Source organism: Psychrobacter luti (assembly GCF_014192115.1).
GTDB lineage: Bacteria > Pseudomonadota > Gammaproteobacteria > Pseudomonadales > Moraxellaceae > Psychrobacter > Psychrobacter luti.
Window position 1 is genome coordinate 150,288 of sequence record NZ_JACHXL010000002.1, and the last position, 17,990, is coordinate 168,277.

Here is a 17,990-nt window from a genome sequence, read left to right on the forward strand (position 1 = left end):
AAGGTATATAAGTATGCAAGCTTGGGTAATTGGAAATTGGAAGCAGAATCCAGCAACGAGCCATGACGTCAAGGCGCTACTAGACGACTTATTAACTGCCGTTAGTACCAAAGCCCAGCTTGATGGCTGTCAATTGATGGTTGCACCAAGTCTGATTCATTTAACTGCTGTCAGTGAGCGTATAAAGGGCAGCTCAATACTTAGCGCCGCCCAAGACATCAGCGCGCATAGTGCAAGCATAGGTGCTTATACAGGCGATTGTTCAGCGCAGCAAATCGCAGATGCTGGCGCAACATGGACGATACTGGGTCACTCTGAGCGCCGCCAGTACCATCAAGAATCTCATGACTGCTTATTACAAAAAATGACTCATGCGCTCACGCAGAACCTAGGCGTGATATTTTGTATTGGTGAAACCCAAGCCCAGTACGATGCAAAGCAAACACTGGCAGTCATTGATGCGCAATTATCCGTTATTACAGACTTGCTTACCCAGCAACCAGAACTTATGGCAGGTTTATCGGAGCGTTTAATCGTCGCTTATGAGCCAGTTTGGGCAATTGGTACTGGCAAAGTACCAACCGTGGCCGAGGTGAGTGCGACGCATCAACATATTAAGCAAACGCTTGCGAGTTTTAATACTGCATTAGAAAACATGACTGTTTTATATGGTGGTAGCGTCAATGCCGACAACGCCGATAGCTTTGCCGCCGATAGCATGATTGATGGCGCTTTAGTTGGCGGCGCATCATTAAAAGCAGAAAGCTTTTTGGCCATTGCTCAGGCCTTTAGCCGCGCTACGGCTCAATAAAATCAAATAAAACAGCCGTTTAATAAATACAAAATGGCTACCTTACTCAAAAAATGTCTTTATCAGTTGGCAAAAGTGGCTTTAACAGTGCCCTTGCAATCGTGTACAATGCGCCTTATTCATATAATCGCTTTGTTTATACAACTGGTTTGGCAATATTAGATGTCAATTGTTAAACATCACTCATTTTTACTATTAATCCCTACGATCTATTTTTCGTTATCAGTCGTCATTACGCGGCAAAAGAGGCCACCATGTTTACGTTTATATTAGCCCTGCACATTATCGTGGCGATTGCCATGATTGGCTTGATTTTGATACAACATGGCAAAGGGGCAGACGCTGGGGCTTCTTTTGGTGCTGGTTCATCAGGCACCGTATTTGGTGCGGCGGGGACTGCAAACTTTTTAACGCGTGCAACAGCCGTATTAACCGTGATATTTTTTATCACCAGCATGACGCTTGCTGTCCATGCGCGTAAGCAGGCAGAAGACCAGTTTCGTTTAGATGCACCAGTGTCAGTACCACAAACACCGCGCCCATTGACGCAAAATCCTCAGTAGCTGTTTTTAACAGTTATTGATATTCTTTAGTCAGTATTTAGTGACTGTCGATAAGTTAGTAATAGCTGATTTTAAGTAGAACTGTTGTTAAGTGGCTTTTGATGCAGGCAGCACTTGCTATTTTAAGACGTTAGTTTTACAATGCTTCTCTGTTTTTAGCAGTCTTTAACTTTCGATGCCTTCCTTAAGCATCTACTATAATGGGTTAAAGGTGAAAAACAGCGCAGTGAGAAAGATGCGATTGTGGTGGAATTGGTAGACACGCCATCTTGAGGGGGTGGTGGCGCAAGCTGTGGGGGTTCAAGTCCCCCCAATCGCACCAAGCTTTATTTGTAAGATGTTTTACTTGAACGGTTTAAGATTGGAATTATCGTCGACAATACTTAATTTAGTATTTATTTAAAATAAGTATTGACACTTCTATAAAACCTCCCTATAATACGCGTTCTAGATTGATGCGGGGTGGAGCAGTCTGGTAGCTCGTCGGGCTCATAACCCGAAGGTCGTTGGTTCAAATCCAGCCCCCGCTACCACTTTTTATACTGATGTTTTGTACACTAAATTTGTCAGTAACGATTAGCCCACCATTATGTTTGTGGGTTTTTTTGTATCTGATAGTCGGTGTTATCGCGATATCTATCCTACTTATGCTAAGCTCTATTTCTATAGAGTACGATGCTACTCGTTACTAACCATCATCTGCCGCGACTAGCGCGATGCTTGGTAAGCATACTATCCTTTATTCCTCACACCTTTATCGATAGTTCTGCTTTATAAATAATAAAAGCATTGTTTGGTTGAGCTTGATGTTTTTTATGCTCATCCTTATATAAAAGCACGAGTCTGAAACGTATAGCATATATAGTTACGTTTTAAGAATAGAATTAAGGTTATGGCTTAAGTAATATTCTTGTCCATTAAGACAATGATTAACGAAGCTTTAATTTAATAAATTTTGAACTTATAAAGGTTCGATGCATAAAATCAAAAACACTTAACTCGGTACGTTCGATAAGTGAATAGGAAAAGATAAATAGATTATGAAGCTTTCGACAAAAGTTACAGAACTGACTAATATTATTGCTCCTGCAGTAGCTGCTTGTGATGTGGCGCTATGGGGTATAGAGTTTGCGCCACAGGGTAATCGCTCATTGTTACGCATTTATATTGAGGCATTGCCAGAAGATCAAGCCCAAGATAAGCAAGTAACGATTGAGAACTGTGCCGCAGTAAATCATCAAGTGAGCGGTATTCTTGAGGTTCATGATCCTATTGCTGGTGAGTTTATTTTAGAAGTCTCGTCACCTGGTTTTGATCGTGCTTTCTTTTCAGATGAGCAGATGCATGCTTATGTCGGTCAAACAGTGAGCTTGCGTCTAATACAAGCGATTGGCGAAGGCGATAAAAAACGACGTAAAGCAACTGGTACTTTAGACAGTATCGATGATACCTTTTTAACACTGACTGCTAGCGATGGTGAGCAGTTTGAGATTGCGTTAAGCAATATTGATAAAGCCAACCTGATTTATGAAGATGCTTAATTTTAAAGATGGGTTTTTAAGAAAATGCATTGTTTCAAAATAGCTTTTCTTAAAACAGCTTCCTTATAAGTCGGTATTTTAATCTCCAAACAGCCTATGGCTGACGGTGAAAATATAACGTCAACACACTAACGATAAAGTTTAAGTCAATTATAAAACGATAGGACAGGTATAGCATGAGTCGTGAAATCTTAACGGTAGTAGAAACTGTCAGTAATGAAAAGGGCTTAAATCCTGAAGATATCTTTGAAGCAATCGAAGATGCTTTGGTGGTATCCACTAAGAAAAAAGTATATACCGATCAGCCGGAAGTAGAAGTGCGGGTGTCAATCGACCGCGCAACCGGCGATTACGATACTTATCGTTACTGGACAGTGGTTGCAGATGAAGACCATGAGATGCCTGCTTGTCAGTTAGCGATTACCGATCTTGACCAAGATGAATGGTCAATTGGTGATATCAAAGAAGAGCAGATCGAATCGATTGAATTTGGTCGTATTGCTGCCACTCAAGCCAAACAAGTCATCATCCAAAAAATTCGTGAAGCGGAACGCAATTTAGTAGCTGATGCGTTTGAGCCACGTGTTGGCGAGATGATGTATGGCGAAGTCAAAAAACAGACTCGCGATGGTTATATCATTGATTTAGGTGACAACGCTGAAGGCTATTTATCACGTGACCAAATGCTGCCACGTGAGCAGTTACGTGCAAAATCGCGTATCAATGCCATTTTATATCATGTTAACCGTGAAAATCGCGGCGCACAGTTATTGTTGTCACGTACCCATCCTGAAATGCTCTCAGCACTAATGCAAAAAGAAGTGCCTGAGATTGCAGAACAAATTATCGAAATTCGTAACGTCGCTCGCTTGCCAGGTACGCGTGCTAAAATAGCCGTGAAGACCAACGACCATCGTATTGATCCAGTTGGTGCTTGTATCGGTATGCGCGGTACGCGTATCCAAGCGGTACAGCAAGAGCTTGATGGCGAGCGTATTGACGTGGTGGTGTGGTCAGATGATCCTGCCCAATTTATCATCAGCGCTTTAGAGCCAGCTGACGTTAGTAGTATCATCTTAGATGAAGATACTAAAACTGCGGATATTATCTTTAGTACCAATGATCAATTGGCGCGCGCGATTGGCTCACAGGGTCAAAACGTACGCTTAGCCTCTGAGCTAACAGGCTATAAGCTGAACATGATGCTAGAAGAAGAGTATCAGCAGCGTCAAGCAAACGAATCGAAAGCCTTTATTGAACTATTCTATGAGCGTTTAGAAGTCGATAAAGACTTAGCACAAGCGCTTGTCGATATCGGTTTTACCAGTATTGAAGAAGTCGCTTATGTACCCGTCGAAACCTTCTATGATATTGAAGGATTAGACGACGAAGCGATTGACATGATTCAAGAGCGTGCGAAAGAAGTTGTCATCGCCGATGAATTGGTCAAGCAACAGAACATGAAAGAGCCAAGTCAAGAACTACAAGATCTTGAAGGAATGACGGTCAGTTGGGCTTATAAAATGGCGCAAAAAGACATCATTACCGTGGATGACTTGGCAGAACAAGCCGTCTTCGATTTAGAAGATATCGAAGGTTTAGACTCTGAAACCGCAGGAAAACTCATCATGAAAGCTCGGGAATCTTGGTTCAATGAATAAGCGGTAACTGCATATCGCTGTCTTTTAGTGATATGCTATCGATAATAAGGGCTGGTGCGACGTAACATAGTCAAATGCAACACAAACCAGCCTTAACCCAATCATTTGTAGCCAACAACTGAATTGAACATATAGCAAATAATAGACAGTAGGTGATAATAAATGGCAGATAAGACCGTCAAAGAACTGGCAGATATGGTAGGCAAAACCGCAAGTGCTGTACAACAGCAACTGGTAGACGCTGGACTGCCTGCTCGCGCAGAGGGTGACCTAGTCACCGAGCTTGAGCAAGAGAAGTTGGTGACGTATTTAAAGCAAAGTCATGGTCAGCAAGAAAAGCGTCGTATTAGTCTTAAATCTAAAACGACTAGCACCGCGCGCGTGACTGGCTCTTCAGGTAAATCGAAGAGCGTCAATGTGGAAGTGCGTAAAAAGAAAATATTCGAGAAGCCTGACCCAGAAAAAATGGCTGAAGAGTTGGCTGCTCGTGAGCAAGCAATGATTGAAGCACAAGAGCGTGCTGCTAAAGACGCTGAAGAACGTGCCGCTACTAAGAAAAAATCTGAGGAACGTCAAGCAGCGACTTTAGCAGCGATGCGTGCCAGCTTGGGTTCTAGTAAAAAGTCAGACGATAAGAATGATGATATCTCAACCTCAGTGGTTGTGAAAAAGGGCGGTAAAGCGGCAGTAGAAGTTAAACCAAAAGACCAACCGAAGAAAAAAGTTGCAGCGACGAAGCCAAAGGTCGAAACCGCTGTTGAGCGTAAAGCTCGCGAAGCCCGTGAGAAAGAAGAAGCACGTCTACGCGAAATCGAAACCGAAACACGCCGCGCGCAAGCAGAAGAAGCTCAAAAACGTACGCTTGAGCAAATGCGTAAAATGGCTGGTAAATATACGGATCAGCCTGCTGCTGAAGTGCGTAAAGATGAGCCATTAGCAGAAGGTTTGGTCGGTGACGCTTTAGAAGAGTCATTTGAAAAAGAACGTCGTGAAATCAAACGCGGAACTAGTACCACTAGTGCCCGTGGTCGTGGTCGTCGTAAGAATCAAGATGAGCGTGAAATTAAAAACCGCAAAAACGGTTTACGTTCAACGCAAGCTTCACAGCATAAGTTTGAAAAGCCGCTCGATAAAATCATTTATGATGTCGAAATCAGTGAACACATTACTGTTTCTGATTTAGCGCAGCGTATGGCAGTTAAAGCTCGTGAAGTGACCAAATTACTCATGAAAATGGGTGAAATTGCGCGCGAAGAAGATACGATTGATCAAGCGACAGCCAGTCTAATCGTTGAAGAAATGGGTCATAACCCAGTACCAGTTAGTGATACGAAAGTTGAAGACGATCTACAAGATGCGGTTGATGAGCGCAGCAGCAACGTGCAAACGCGTCCGCCAGTCGTCACTATTATGGGTCACGTTGACCATGGTAAAACCTCACTGTTAGATAAAATCCGTGAAACTAAGGTTGCAACTGGCGAAGCCGGTGGTATTACCCAGCATATCGGTGCCTATCATGTGAAAACTGGTCGCGGTGTTATTACTTTCCTTGATACCCCAGGTCACGCCGCCTTTAGTGCTATGCGTTCACGCGGTGCACAAGCAACGGATATCGTCGTAATCGTTGTCGCAGCTGATGATGGCATGATGCCACAAACGGAAGAAGCGATTGATCATGCACGCGCTGCTGGTACACCTATCATTGTTGCTATCAACAAGATGGATAAGCCAAGCGCCGATCCTGATCGCGTTCTTAATGAATTGACTGCTAAAGAAGTGGTTTCAGAAGAGTGGGGCGGCGATACCCCAATGGCTCGTATTTCAGCCAAAACAGGCGACGGTATTGACGAGCTACTAGAACTTATCAGCCTACAAGCTGAACTGATGGAGCTAGAAGCGCCATTAGATGGTGCTGCTCAAGGTGTGGTTATTGAGTCAAGACTTGAAAAAGGTCGCGGTCCAGTTGTCAGTGTCCTTGTCAAAAAAGGTACCTTGAAACAAGGTGACTTAGTCTTAGCAGGCGAGCATTACGGTAAAGTTCGTGCGATGACCGATGAGCATGGCAAGCGTATTCAATCAGCAGGTCCTTCTATTCCAGTAGAGATTTTAGGATTACCTGAAACGCCAGCAGCTGGTAGCGAATTCTTAGTCTTAACCGACGAGAAAAAAGCCCGTGAAGTGGCTGACTTTAGAACCAATCGTGAGCGTGAGCGTCAACTTGAGCGTCAGAACGCCATGCGTCTAGAGAGCATGTTCGATCAGATGGAACAAGGCGATGTATCGTTCTTGAATATCGTTTTAAAAACCGATGTTCGTGGTTCGCTTGAAGCATTGCTAGCCGCACTAAATGAGCTATCAACTGATGAAGTTAAAGTCAGAGTCATTAGCTCAGGGGTTGGTCCAATCTCTGAATCTGATGTGACATTAGCAGAATCTAGTGAAGCGGTATTATTAGGTTTCAACGTCCGTGCAGATGCAACTGCACGCCGTAAAGCAGATACTGCTAACATGGATATTCGCTATTATAGTGTTATCTATGGCTTGATTGATGATGTCAAAGCTGCGATGAGTGGTATGTTGGCTCCTGAACATCGCGAGAAAATCTTGGGTGTTGCAGATGTCCGTGAAGTATTCCGCTCTAGCAAATTTGGCGCAGCAGCAGGTTGTATGGTTGTTGAAGGTACGATTTATCGTAACAAACCTATCCGTGTATTGCGTGATGACCAAGTTATATTTACTGGTCAGTTGCAATCATTACGTCGTTATAAAGAAGACGTCAATGAAGTACGCACCGGTATGGAATGTGGTCTAGCGGTTCGTGGTTATGATGTCGAAGCTGGCGATAAAATCGAAGTTTTTGAAATCCAAGAGTTCGCACGTACTATCTAAAGTAGCTGCTTGATAATTCTTACTATTCAGCTGTACTTAGGCCTAACAGGTACACCCTGCTAGGCCTTTTTTAACAAATAAAAGTCCTAGAATTTGTTAATTAAAAACTTATCAATCAATAAAAATAAGCCATATTAAAGTAAGGTAATAACATGAACCAACGTTTACAACGCTTAGCCGATCAAATTCAGCGTGAGCTTGCTGTCCTTATTCGTGATGCTGTCAATGATCCGCGTCTGACTGGTTTTGTCACTATCTCTAGTGTTAAAGTCAGCCCAGACCTAGGCTACGCTGATATTTATGTCACCATCATGGAGCCTGAGCTCAACGATGCCATGACTAAGACCAATCATGAAGACAGCATCAAAGTTCTTAATAAGGCTGCTGGCTTTTTGCGAACTGAGCTCAGTCACAGCCTAAAAACTCGTACCACGCCGCGCCTACGTTTCCATTATGATGAAGTCACTGCTCGTGGTAATTATATGATGGATTTGATTAGCAAAGCCGTTATTAAAACTGAGCAAAATGAATCTGATGAGCAAGAAATACAAGAGTAAAAGCCATTATGTCGATAGCTGCTACCAAGAATGATAATATGCCTGACAAGATTAAAGTTAATGGCGTTATTTTAGTGGATAAACCTCAGGGTATGACCTCACAGCAAGTGGTGTCAAAGGTAAAATATCTGTTTAAGTCGCCCAGTTATGACAGTAAAAAAGCTGGTCATACGGGTACGCTTGATCCGATGGCAACTGGTTTATTGCCTATCTGCCTAGGTGAAGCGACCAAGTTTAGTCATTACCAACTTGATGCGGATAAGTCTTATCAAGCGACTATTCTATTGGGTAGCCAGACAGATACGGGTGATGCCGATGGGAAAATCGTTGCGCAGGCGAGTATTCCAACATTTGATGAAGCTCTATTAGAAGACGTTGCACAGCAGTTCTTAGGCGCTCAGCAACAAATTCCACCGATGTATTCTGCGTTAAAAAAAGATGGCAAAAAGCTATATGAATACGCGCGTGCAGGTATCGAAATTGATCGTCCGCCACGAGATATTGTCATCAAAGCAATTAAGCTGACAGAGCTAGATGTTAAGCAAATCCAGTTAACGGTGACTTGTTCTAAGGGTACATATGTACGCGTATTAGCAGAAGATATCGCTAAAGTGCTTGGCACCTTAGGACATCTGACCGCTCTACGACGTATCCAAGTCGGCTACTTTCATATTGACGCGGCGATTGCTTTGGCGGATTTAGAGTCTTTGGCTTTAGATGGACGTCAGGCGCACTTATTGCCCGTAGATGCCTGTATCAATCTTGAAGCTGAGCTTACATTAACCGCTGAACAGTGCGCTCGTGTACAAATGGGGCAACGCTTAAATGTTATTGAGCAATTAAATGATGATTTACGAAGCTATATTTCAGCTACCGTCGAGCAACAGCATAGTCATGATGATAAGAGTGTTATCCAACAAAATGCTGGTGATGGTAAAAATGATGATGAGGCTTTGCTGCCTTATGAAGTACCCGTAGATATCCGTCTATTAGATGAGCAAGGGCAGTTTATTGGCCTAGGGGCGGTAAGTTTGAACGGTCGATTACAGCCCAAAAAGTTGATTCAATTATGATGTAGCTTTCTCAAAGCAGCTTAACTGAAACTAGGTAAAGATTACTAAGAGTTTACACTAATCACATATCGTCACATTTAATTGCAGGTCTCACCTATAGTGAAACCTGCTTTTTTTGTACCTTAGTTAAGTCAGCTAAGGAAAGCATGACAAGGATATAAAAATAGTAGGATGATAATAATAATTAAATCACAGTTTTATTAAAATATAATTATAAAAAGCTGTCTCTATAAAGATAAAAAGATATCAACTAATATAATTTTCGATTTTAATCTAAAGATAATAATAAAAATATATTTGTAAAATAACAAAATTGACGAATCAGAGCATGAATTAAAGTATAAGGATTATTATGAAAACTATTGCTTTCTTATTACACAATAACTTCGAACAAGCAGAATACGAAGAGGTGAATAACCAACTAAAAGAAAAAGGCTATAAAACCCTTTTAATTACCACCAATAAAGACAAACAAGTCCAAGCGATGCAGCAGGATGTGAATAAAGGCGATACCTTTACCGCTGATATATTTGCTAAAGATGCCGAAGTTGCTGATTACGATGCGCTGGTGCTACCAGGTGGGACGGTAAATGCCGATACCATACGTGGCAATAAAGAAGCACATAATATTATCAATGCTATCAACGATGCGGGTAAACCTTTAGCGGTAATCTGTCACGCACCTTGGGCGTTGATTAATACTGGTATAACAAAGGGTAAGACGCTGACCGCATATCAGACATTACAAACCGATTTAGAAAACGCTGGGGCAACCTTCGTAGATAAAAGCGTGCAAGTAGACGGTAATCTGATTACTTCACGTAATCCAGACGATATTACAGACTTTGTTACTGCTATTGATAAAGCATTATCTTAGTAGCAATATTTTGCAATCAGTGAATTAGCAAATTATTGCATCACAGTAAGTGCTGCACAATATTAATCCAAATTAATTTTCATTATTAATGACAATCATAAAAAGGAAGCTATTATGTCAAACTCTAATCCAAACGATACCAAATTTGAGCAACAACGTTCTGAGTCAGCAAAAGCGGCATTAAAAGGTCAAACTGAAAACAATCATACTGAAGATTCAGAAGCCGCTGCCAAACGTATTGCCGATAATTTAAAAAATGCTAAAGAAGAAAAATAGTTAATTTTCTTATGATATAGCTTTAGAAAAAGGCTATTAGTTTAGTGGCTATATCAGTAACTGTAAATATTCAGTAAATATAAAAAATAACTATAATTAGGGACTACTATGACTGATTCAGCAAAGCATATGGATATGGATGCACAAGAGCGGAAAATTAAAGAGCAGGCAGAAGATATCAATCCTAGTGAGAACACTAGTCCTGATAGCCTAGCGGAAGCAACGACAGCGCCGCTTGATGATGATGCTCTTGGTGGGACTGCTACGCAAGATGACGTCAAAAAATGACATACTTTAAACTGGTTATAATAATGCATAATATAAAGCGTTATTAATCTATAGTAATTGCCGCCTCATTATAAGCTATAAAACTATTATAAAAAACTGCTGCTAGTTCAGCAGTTTTTTGTTATAATCGCTGGCATATTTGAATATTGTTTTAGATAAAGCTTTATCTTAACTTTGGCAACAGTCTAAGTTAGATAATGTCTTATTTTGAGCGGTTTTGAATAAAGATTATCATTAATGAGTTTGTCGTACACTAGGTCAACTCTAGTAATGCAGGGTTGTCCTGAATGATGGTCAAACTATTTTATTTATTATTCTATCGTTCCTTGATGCTTAAATGTTAAGTACATCTCGGAGCTTATAGCATTGCCGGAGATTTTTATGCTAACTAATACCGATCGCGAACAAATCATTGCCCAGTACCAACGTGGCGAAAACGACACAGGCTCACCAGAAGTACAAGTAGCTTTGTTAAGTGCGCGTATTAATGACTTACAAAACCATTTTAAAGCACACAAAGCTGACCATCATAGCCGTCGCGGTCTTATCCGTATGGTTAACACGCGTCGTAAACTACTTGACTACCTAAAAGGTAAAGATCTTGGTCGCTATACCACCCTTATTAGCCAATTAGGTCTACGTCGTTAATTTGGCGACAATAGTACGAGTGGTCACTAATATAGAATATGCCAGAATGTGGCAAGATTTTAGATTTTTTGCCAAACCATTTGGAACTTGCTTGTTGAACTCGATAAAATAGATTTTTTCTAAAGACGGTGTGGAATAGTTTCACGCCGTTTTTTTATGCTTATTAGGACGGCGCATCGGCTTGCGTGCTGGGCTTAAATACTAGAAGCCTATGCCATAAGATGATTGCAGCGTAAAAAATGATTTATGAGCAGCTATTTAATGATCATTATAAGCAAACAGACGGTTTTGCATTTCATTGGTCAATGGTTATAAATCACTGTAAAATAATGCCTTGTGCGTTTTAGAGATATACTGGTGCGTGCTCAAATATTTGTATAGCTTACCATTAGCTGATGACTGTTTAGACGGCATAGAAGACACTGTAAATATTTTACTAAAGAAAGGCAGTAAACAATACCGTATCAGATGCTAACTTATTTTGACTTGGTAACCCCTTTAATAGTAAGTAAAAAAACTAGCCTTGAACAAGGCTAGATTGGCACAAGACCGAATGTGCACAAGAAACATATCAGAAGTACGTGCTCTATTTGAAACAAATGCAAATGCATCAGATATATAGATAATGAAACCCGTACTAATTGACGCAGTTTTTAACTGAATCGCTGTCAGTTAGTAGCTAAATTAGCGGCTACATCCAAAGAATTTTAAATGACAGATATCAGCTTGTTATAGTGCTGATATCACTTTCGTCAGTCAATATTAGGAAAATTATATGACAATGTTTAATACCATTAAGCGCGAATTCCAATACGGCGACCAGCAGGTCGTTATCGAAACGGGCCGTATCGCTCGTCAAGCAAACTCTATTTTAGTCCACATGGGCGGCGTATCTGTACTAGTAGCAGCCGTAGTAAAGTCTGATGCTAAAGAAGGACAAAACTTCTTTCCATTGACCGTAAACTATCAAGAAAAAATGTATGCAGCCGGTAAAATTCCTGGTGCTTATGGCAAACGTGAAGGCCGTGCCAGCGAAGCTGAAACGCTAACATCGCGTCTGATTGACCGTCCGATTCGTCCATTGTTCCCTGAAGGCTATGTGAACGAGATTCAAATCACGGCAACGGTTGTATCATCAGATAAGAGTCAGTCTGCAGATATTGCTGCACTAATCGGTGCTTCAGCAGCACTAGCTATCTCTGACGCGCCATTTAACGGCCCTGTGGCTGCTGCCCGTGTTGGCTTTATCAACGGCGAATATGTTCTTAACCCAACGCTTGAACAGCTTAAAGAGAGCGACCTTGACTTAGTGGTTGCTGGTACCAAATCTGCCGTTTTGATGGTTGAATCAGAAGCGAAAGAATTGTCTGAAGACCAAATGCTAGGTGCGGTTTTATACGGTCATCAGCAGCAACAAATCGTTATCGATAATATTGCGTCAATGGCAGCAGAAATTGGTACTGTTAAGCAAGAGTATACGGCACCTGTTCGCGATCAAGCGCTAGAGACTAGCATGAAAGCGCAGTTTGGCGAGCAAGTTGCCGACGCTTATACCATTACGGATAAGCAAGAACGTTACACCAAGCTTGATGAAATCAAACAAGCCATTATCGATGCATTGGCAGGTGATGCGGAAGCAGAAACCTACAACGATACCGTCTCTGAGCTAAAAGAAATTTACAATGACCTAAAATACCGCACTGTTCGTGACAATATCTTGTCAGGTAAGCCGCGTATTGATGGCCGTGATCTTGAAACCGTTCGTGCTTTAGATGTACAAGTAGGCGTATTACCATTTACCCATGGTTCAGCACTATTTACCCGCGGTGAAACACAAGCCTTGGTGACTACCACGCTTGGTAACACGCGTGATGTAAACATGATTGATTCATTGGCTGGTACGATTCGTGACCATTTCATGTTGCATTATAACTTCCCGCATTTCTCAGTCGGTGAAACCGGTCGTGAAGGCATTCCAAAACGCCGTGAAATCGGTCATGGTCGCCTAGCGCGCCGTGGTGTTGAAGCGATGCTTCCAGATAGTGACCGCTTCCCGTATGTGATTCGCGTAGTATCAGAAATTACTGAATCAAACGGTTCATCTTCAATGGCTTCTGTTTGCGGCGCAAGCTTGGCATTGATGGACGCTGGTGTACCGTTAAAAGCACCGGTTGCTGGTATCGCGATGGGTCTGGTTAAAGAAGGCGAGCGCTTTGCGGTATTGTCTGACATCCTAGGTGATGAAGATCATCTTGGCGATATGGACTTTAAAGTAGCGGGTTCAAAAGACGGTATCACAGCACTACAGATGGATATCAAAATCGAAGGTATTACCGCCGATATCATGGAGCAAGCGCTTAAGCAGGCCCATGCAGGTCGTATCCATATCTTGGATGCAATGAATAAGGTATTGCCTGCAAGCCGTACTGAAATTAATGCTCATGCGCCTAACTATGCGGTTATCGAAATCAATCCAGACAAAATTCGTGACGTGATTGGTAAAGGTGGCGCAACGATTCGTCAGCTAACCGAAGAAACTGGCGCGGTTATCGATATTGATGATGCTGGTACAATCCGTATCTTTGGTGAAAACAAAGCAGCAACTAAAGCGGCTATCGGTAAAATCGAAGCAATCACCGCAGAAGTGGAAGTTGGTAAAACTTATGAAGGTACGGTTGCCCGTATCGTTGACTTTGGCGCATTCGTTAACGTATTGCCAAATACTGACGGCCTCGTGCATATCTCGCAAATCGCAGACGAGCGCGTAGAAAACGTATCTGACTATCTAAAAGAAGGTCAAATCGTTAAAGTATTGGTTCAAGACGTTGATAACCGTGGTCGTATCAAACTGACCATGAAAGGTATCGAGCAAAGCTAATCCTCGATATTTGATGTAATTTGACCTAGTCAAAATTTGAAAAACCGCTTTGGTTGCTGATAACTAGCAATCAAGGCGGTTTTTTTATGTGCTCAAAAAGTAATAACAATGAGAAAGGAGTTTATATATTTATGTCTTTAGGAAGATGAATATCGATACGCAGCTTGGGTAAATCTTGTAGATGATGGGTGACAAGAGGCAGGATATCGTTATACCAATCTAGAGCAATGGATTTTGCTATTTCATCATCGCTACTGTCCTTGTCGCTATTTTTTAAAGGAGTATTCTGTCCCTGACTAGAAATAAGCGGACGCGCTAATAGTGCAACCCTACGAATCCCTTGATAACGGATAAGCGGGACGAGCTGCTGTTGTAAATCGACTAGCGCCGCCGTGAGCCAACGAGTTCTAGTTTGATGATAAGGATGGTCTGATATCACAAGATTGGCAATATAACTTGGTTGATTGCCATTACTGCTGACGCCAAGTCCCACTTGCTCGCGTGAGCATTTATGCATTAAACAGCTACCAACCATTAAGCTACCATCACGGCAAGCACGATGGTAGCGTTGGTAGTTGTCTGGATACAGGTTTTTGCTACGTGTAAGGATAGGGTCTAAAAGAATACCGGCGTTATTCACAGGCAGTATCATCAACTGGGCGCTACTATTTAAAATAGGGGCATGGGTGGGTTGTAGATGTGCCATTTATTAGCCCCTTTATAAAAGTGTTATTATTTTACGCTAGTTTTAGCCCCTTCAGCGGCTTCTAACTGGGCGATTTGTTCTTCAAGCAAGGCGATTTGCTCAGCCTTCATCTCTGTCAGCTGTTTATTCATTGTCAATTGCTCAGCCGCTAGCTTTTCTTGTTCTGCTAAGCGTTTACGCTCGTCCGCTAAGCGATCAATTTCTTCTTTGGCTAAGCTATCTGTCTCTGGTAAAGGCGCGTTTAAGATAGCTTCGGGATCAGGCGTCTGACTATCTGTGCTAGTTTCATCGGTATCTAAAATCGACGCACTAGTATCTAACGCATTATTATCTAAGGACGTAGTATCCGATTGCGCAGCGCTATTTTGCTCGGTAGGCGTTGGTGTGCTTTCGATAGGCGAAGTATTAGCGTCAGGCGAACTATTTTTCCAAACCAAATAACCAATTAATAGTGCTGCCAAGATAATGATTGGCAACCATTTTTTCCGTGATTTCTTAGGTTGTTTTTTTAGTGTCTTAACGGGTAAAGGACGTATTTGTTTTTTATTCATACAAGGGTCGATTTATGTCAAAAGTATAAGTAGGCATACTATAACAAACTCAAATTAAAAAGCCTATCTAACTGGATATATATCATTAGATAGGCTAGTAGCTATTAAGGCTTGACGATACGGATTTTGTTACTTATGGTTTGAACTTGACCGTACCGCTAGTGCCGGTCACCATCGCATCACGAGCGATTTGGTCTTCTGCATGGTTTTTGGCACTGATCAAATCAGGGTCGGGGCGATGCTCGGTATGTCCGCATTGCGTACATTCGATATACTCATCTGGATCGGGTATGGCGATGTTTACTTGTACTACTGCATCCATCGCCTGACATTTGGGACAACGAACGCCCGCTAAAAATCGCCGCTTTGGGGTTGATGATTGATAGCGCATTTAGATAACCTCGCGCGTCGTTTGCGCATTGCTTTCAGTATTGGCAGCATCGACATTTTTAACATTATCAAAACCGCTATGACGTAATAAGGCATCGATATTGGCGCTGCGACCACGGAAGTTCTCAAAGTTGGTCTTGGCAGGGAAACTACCACCCACTGATAAGATAGTTTCACGGAAAGCTTTACCAGTGATAGGGTTAAAAACACCTTCTTCTTCAAACTTACTAAAGGCATCTGCTGATAATAGCTCTGCCCATTTATACGAGTAATAACCTGCCGCATAGCCGCCGGCAAAAATATGACTAAAGCCATTGGCAAAACGGTTATAGTCAGGGGTTTGCATGATGGCAATATCATCTCGTACTGCATTTAAGGTCGCTAATATACCGTCATAATCAAGCGCTGGCGTATGCGCATGAATCAATAAGTCAAAAAGCGCGAATTCGATTTGACGCAAGGTTTGCATGCCGCTTTGGAAGTTTTTGACTGCTAGCAGGGCTGCAAGTTTGTCTTTTGGTAATGGCTCACCAGTTTCGACATGGCTACTAATCAGCGCAATACCTTCTGCATCCCATGCCCAATTTTCCATAAACTGACTGGGTAGCTCGACTGCGTCCCATTCAACGCCATTGACACCAGCGACATCGCCAACTGTCACTTGGGTCAATAGATGATGTAGACCATGACCAAACTCGTGGAATAAGGTTAGTACTTCATTGTGAGTTAATAGGCTTGGTTTGCCATCGAGGGCAGGGGTGAAGTTACCGACCATAAAGCAGACGGGTAGCTGCTCATGATCTTGCTCAGAATACATATAACGCGACTGGAAACCACTCATCCAAGCGCCGCCACGTTTACCGCTACGAGCGAATAAATCAAAGTAAAAACCACCAAGCAAGTTATCATCAGCATCAAATAACTGATAAAAACTTACCTCATCGTGCCAGCGTGATACAGATTTACTGTGCTCTTGTACTTTGATACCGTATAAACGCTCAACGATAGCAAATAATCCGCTAATCACTTTTGGCAGTGGGAAATATGGGCGAATCTCTTCTTGCGATAAGCTGAACTCGCTTTGTTTTACTTTTTCAGCAATATAAGCGCTGTCCCACGGCTGTAGCTCAGTAATGCCATAATCCTGCGCATACTTTTGCAGCTGTGCTAAATCTTGCTTAGCCGCTGGAGTCGCTTGCTCAGCCAAATCCCGTAAAAAGGTTTCAACTTCCATCACGCTATCTGCCATTTTGGTCGATAGCGAAACTTCTGCATAATTATCAAAACCTAATAGTTTGGCTTTTTGCGCGCGTAATTGTAAGATTTGACTCATGATTTCGGCGTTATTGAGCGACCCACCTTTGGCATTGGTGTGCTTATCAAACTCAGAAGCGCGGGTAACATAAGCGCGATAAAGCGTTTCACGCAGATTGCGGTCATCGGCATGGGTCATGACAGCAAGGTAAACTGGGATATTTAAACTTGCAACATAATAAGGAGCCGGCAACGCATCGATTTCTACTTGGGTGAGCACACCGCTGGCAAGCTCGCGAGCTTTGTATTGTTCGCCAGCATCAGCCAAGAGCGCCAGCCCACTTTCAGTTAGACCTGCTAATTGCTCTTGGATAAGCGGTAGAGCATATGCTTGGGTGGCATCTAATATGTGGTCTGAAAATGTTGCCGATAAAGTAGATAGCTCGCTTTGGATAGCAGCAAACTTTTCCTGTTCAGCTTTTGGTAATGCAACCCCTGATAGCTCAAAGCTACGTAGCGCAAGCTCGATAGCACGCGCTCGTGCTGGCTCAAGCGCGGCAAAAAACGCTGTATCATTAACGATAGTTTGATAACGACTAAATAACGGCTGATGCTGTCCTACTCGTGTGCCATAAGCAGACAGTTTAGGTAGCAGCTCGTGATGGACATGACGGATTTCATCATTACTCATGACGCTATTAAGGTGCGACAAAATCCCCCAACTGCGATCTAAAGCAAGATTAATATGGTCAAAGGTCATGATATCGGCCAGTGCTTGCTCAGCATTGATATCAGTCGAGCCATTATTGCTATCGTTGTTTGCGCTCATATTATCTAAAAAGGCATTGACAGTATCGATAGCACTGATAACTTGATTTTGTAAGGTGTCTGGTGCGACATTGTCAAAATCGACAAGGCGTAAATTTGCAGAAATAGAGGTCATAAAGGTATCCAATAGTAATGAGAGAATTATTATTAATTACGAGTATTGTTATACAAGGGTTGTTATGTAGTGTATCTAAAAGAT

At 42.2% G+C, this 17,990-nt stretch carries 16 protein-coding genes and 2 tRNA genes; 14 read left to right on the plus strand and 4 right to left on the minus strand.

Features of this window, described 5'->3' with window-relative positions; genetic code table 11:
- Nucleotides 1–13: 13 nt before the first annotated feature.
- From tpiA to pnp, 14 genes are all read left to right on the plus strand, one after another.
- A complete protein-coding gene (gene tpiA, locus FHS24_RS05030) occupies nt 14–811 on the plus strand; it encodes a triose-phosphate isomerase (RefSeq protein WP_183619399.1) in 798 nt (265 codons plus the stop codon).
- 254 nt (nt 812–1,065) lie between these two features.
- Nucleotides 1,066–1,374: a preprotein translocase subunit SecG gene (gene secG, locus FHS24_RS05035; RefSeq protein WP_183619401.1), complete on the plus strand. Its 309-nt coding sequence runs from the start codon at nt 1,066–1,068 to the stop codon at nt 1,372–1,374.
- 237 nt (nt 1,375–1,611) lie between these two features.
- Nucleotides 1,612–1,696 (plus strand) — tRNA-Leu (locus FHS24_RS05040).
- A gap of 134 nt (nt 1,697–1,830) precedes the next feature.
- A tRNA-Met gene (locus tag FHS24_RS05045) sits at nt 1,831–1,907 on the plus strand.
- A gap of 507 nt (nt 1,908–2,414) precedes the next feature.
- A complete protein-coding gene (gene rimP / locus FHS24_RS05050; RefSeq protein ID WP_183619403.1) occupies nt 2,415–2,915 on the plus strand; it encodes a ribosome maturation factor RimP in 501 nt (166 codons plus the stop codon).
- Between the two features lie 176 nt (nt 2,916–3,091).
- Nucleotides 3,092–4,576 carry a transcription termination factor NusA gene (gene nusA / locus FHS24_RS05055; protein WP_149490341.1) on the plus strand — a complete coding sequence of 495 codons (1,485 nt, stop codon included), beginning with the start codon at nt 3,092–3,094 and terminating at the stop codon, nt 4,574–4,576.
- A 162-nt stretch (nt 4,577–4,738) separates the two neighbouring features.
- Nucleotides 4,739–7,465 carry a translation initiation factor IF-2 gene (infB, locus tag FHS24_RS05060; RefSeq protein WP_183619405.1) on the plus strand — a complete coding sequence of 909 codons (2,727 nt, stop codon included), beginning with the start codon at nt 4,739–4,741 and terminating at the stop codon, nt 7,463–7,465.
- 152 nt (nt 7,466–7,617) lie between these two features.
- A complete protein-coding gene (locus tag FHS24_RS05065; RefSeq protein ID WP_183619407.1) occupies nt 7,618–8,022 on the plus strand; it encodes a ribosome-binding factor A in 405 nt (134 codons plus the stop codon).
- 8 nt (nt 8,023–8,030) lie between these two features.
- The gene (truB, locus tag FHS24_RS05070; RefSeq protein WP_183619409.1) at nt 8,031–9,095 is read left to right on the plus strand and encodes a tRNA pseudouridine(55) synthase TruB; all 1,065 of its coding nucleotides are present in this window, start codon (nt 8,031–8,033) and stop codon (nt 9,093–9,095) included.
- 352 nt (nt 9,096–9,447) lie between these two features.
- Nucleotides 9,448–9,972, plus strand: coding sequence for a type 1 glutamine amidotransferase domain-containing protein (locus FHS24_RS05075; RefSeq protein ID WP_183619411.1), 525 nt, complete (start codon nt 9,448–9,450; stop codon nt 9,970–9,972).
- A 114-nt stretch (nt 9,973–10,086) separates the two neighbouring features.
- Nucleotides 10,087–10,248, plus strand: coding sequence for a hypothetical protein (locus FHS24_RS05080; protein ID WP_183619412.1), 162 nt, complete (start codon nt 10,087–10,089; stop codon nt 10,246–10,248).
- Nucleotides 10,249–10,356: 108 nt separating this feature from the next.
- The gene (locus tag FHS24_RS05085) at nt 10,357–10,536 is read left to right on the plus strand and encodes a hypothetical protein (protein ID WP_183619414.1); all 180 of its coding nucleotides are present in this window, start codon (nt 10,357–10,359) and stop codon (nt 10,534–10,536) included.
- A 381-nt stretch (nt 10,537–10,917) separates the two neighbouring features.
- Nucleotides 10,918–11,184 (plus strand): 30S ribosomal protein S15, encoded by a 267-nt coding sequence (rpsO, locus tag FHS24_RS05090; protein WP_045443035.1) that lies wholly within the window; start codon nt 10,918–10,920, stop codon nt 11,182–11,184.
- Between the two features lie 775 nt (nt 11,185–11,959).
- Nucleotides 11,960–14,062: a polyribonucleotide nucleotidyltransferase gene (pnp, locus tag FHS24_RS05095; protein WP_183619416.1), complete on the plus strand. Its 2,103-nt coding sequence runs from the start codon at nt 11,960–11,962 to the stop codon at nt 14,060–14,062.
- Between the two features lie 121 nt (nt 14,063–14,183).
- On the opposite strand, the gene FHS24_RS05100 is transcribed toward pnp, so the two are convergent.
- From FHS24_RS05100 to FHS24_RS05115, 4 genes are all read right to left on the minus strand, one after another.
- The gene (locus FHS24_RS05100) at nt 14,184–14,768 is read right to left on the minus strand and encodes a hypothetical protein (RefSeq protein ID WP_183619418.1); all 585 of its coding nucleotides are present in this window, start codon (nt 14,766–14,768) and stop codon (nt 14,184–14,186) included.
- 26 nt (nt 14,769–14,794) lie between these two features.
- Nucleotides 14,795–15,319 (minus strand): hypothetical protein, encoded by a 525-nt coding sequence (locus FHS24_RS05105; protein ID WP_183619420.1) that lies wholly within the window; start codon nt 15,317–15,319, stop codon nt 14,795–14,797.
- Between the two features lie 133 nt (nt 15,320–15,452).
- Nucleotides 15,453–15,710, minus strand: coding sequence for a YheV family putative zinc ribbon protein (locus FHS24_RS05110; RefSeq protein ID WP_183619422.1), 258 nt, complete (start codon nt 15,708–15,710; stop codon nt 15,453–15,455).
- Nucleotides 15,711–17,906, minus strand: coding sequence for a M3 family metallopeptidase (locus FHS24_RS05115; RefSeq protein WP_183619424.1), 2,196 nt, complete (start codon nt 17,904–17,906; stop codon nt 15,711–15,713).
- Between the last annotated feature and the right edge of the window lie 84 nt (nt 17,907–17,990).

Bases quoted from the DNA above. Each gene is read 5' to 3' on its own strand.
- FHS24_RS05085 (WP_183619414.1), top strand. From the start codon at position 10,357: ATGACTGATTCAGCAAAGCATATGGATATGGATGCACAAGAGCGGAAA.
- FHS24_RS05105 (WP_183619420.1), bottom strand. From the start codon at position 15,319: ATGAATAAAAAACAAATACGTCCTTTACCCGTTAAGACACTAAAAAAA.
- FHS24_RS05115 (WP_183619424.1), bottom strand. From the start codon at position 17,906: ATGACCTCTATTTCTGCAAATTTACGCCTTGTCGATTTTGACAATGTC.
- rpsO (WP_045443035.1), top strand. From the start codon at position 10,918: ATGCTAACTAATACCGATCGCGAACAAATCATTGCCCAGTACCAACGT.
- truB (WP_183619409.1), top strand. From the start codon at position 8,031: ATGTCGATAGCTGCTACCAAGAATGATAATATGCCTGACAAGATTAAA.
- FHS24_RS05065 (WP_183619407.1), top strand. From the start codon at position 7,618: ATGAACCAACGTTTACAACGCTTAGCCGATCAAATTCAGCGTGAGCTT.
- FHS24_RS05080 (WP_183619412.1), top strand. From the start codon at position 10,087: ATGTCAAACTCTAATCCAAACGATACCAAATTTGAGCAACAACGTTCT.
- FHS24_RS05110 (WP_183619422.1), bottom strand. From the start codon at position 15,710: ATGCGCTATCAATCATCAACCCCAAAGCGGCGATTTTTAGCGGGCGTT.
- infB (WP_183619405.1), top strand. From the start codon at position 4,739: ATGGCAGATAAGACCGTCAAAGAACTGGCAGATATGGTAGGCAAAACC.
- tpiA (WP_183619399.1), top strand. From the start codon at position 14: ATGCAAGCTTGGGTAATTGGAAATTGGAAGCAGAATCCAGCAACGAGC.
- pnp (WP_183619416.1), top strand. From the start codon at position 11,960: ATGACAATGTTTAATACCATTAAGCGCGAATTCCAATACGGCGACCAG.
- nusA (WP_149490341.1), top strand. From the start codon at position 3,092: ATGAGTCGTGAAATCTTAACGGTAGTAGAAACTGTCAGTAATGAAAAG.
- FHS24_RS05100 (WP_183619418.1), bottom strand. From the start codon at position 14,768: ATGGCACATCTACAACCCACCCATGCCCCTATTTTAAATAGTAGCGCC.
- secG (WP_183619401.1), top strand. From the start codon at position 1,066: ATGTTTACGTTTATATTAGCCCTGCACATTATCGTGGCGATTGCCATG.
- FHS24_RS05075 (WP_183619411.1), top strand. From the start codon at position 9,448: ATGAAAACTATTGCTTTCTTATTACACAATAACTTCGAACAAGCAGAA.
- rimP (WP_183619403.1), top strand. From the start codon at position 2,415: ATGAAGCTTTCGACAAAAGTTACAGAACTGACTAATATTATTGCTCCT.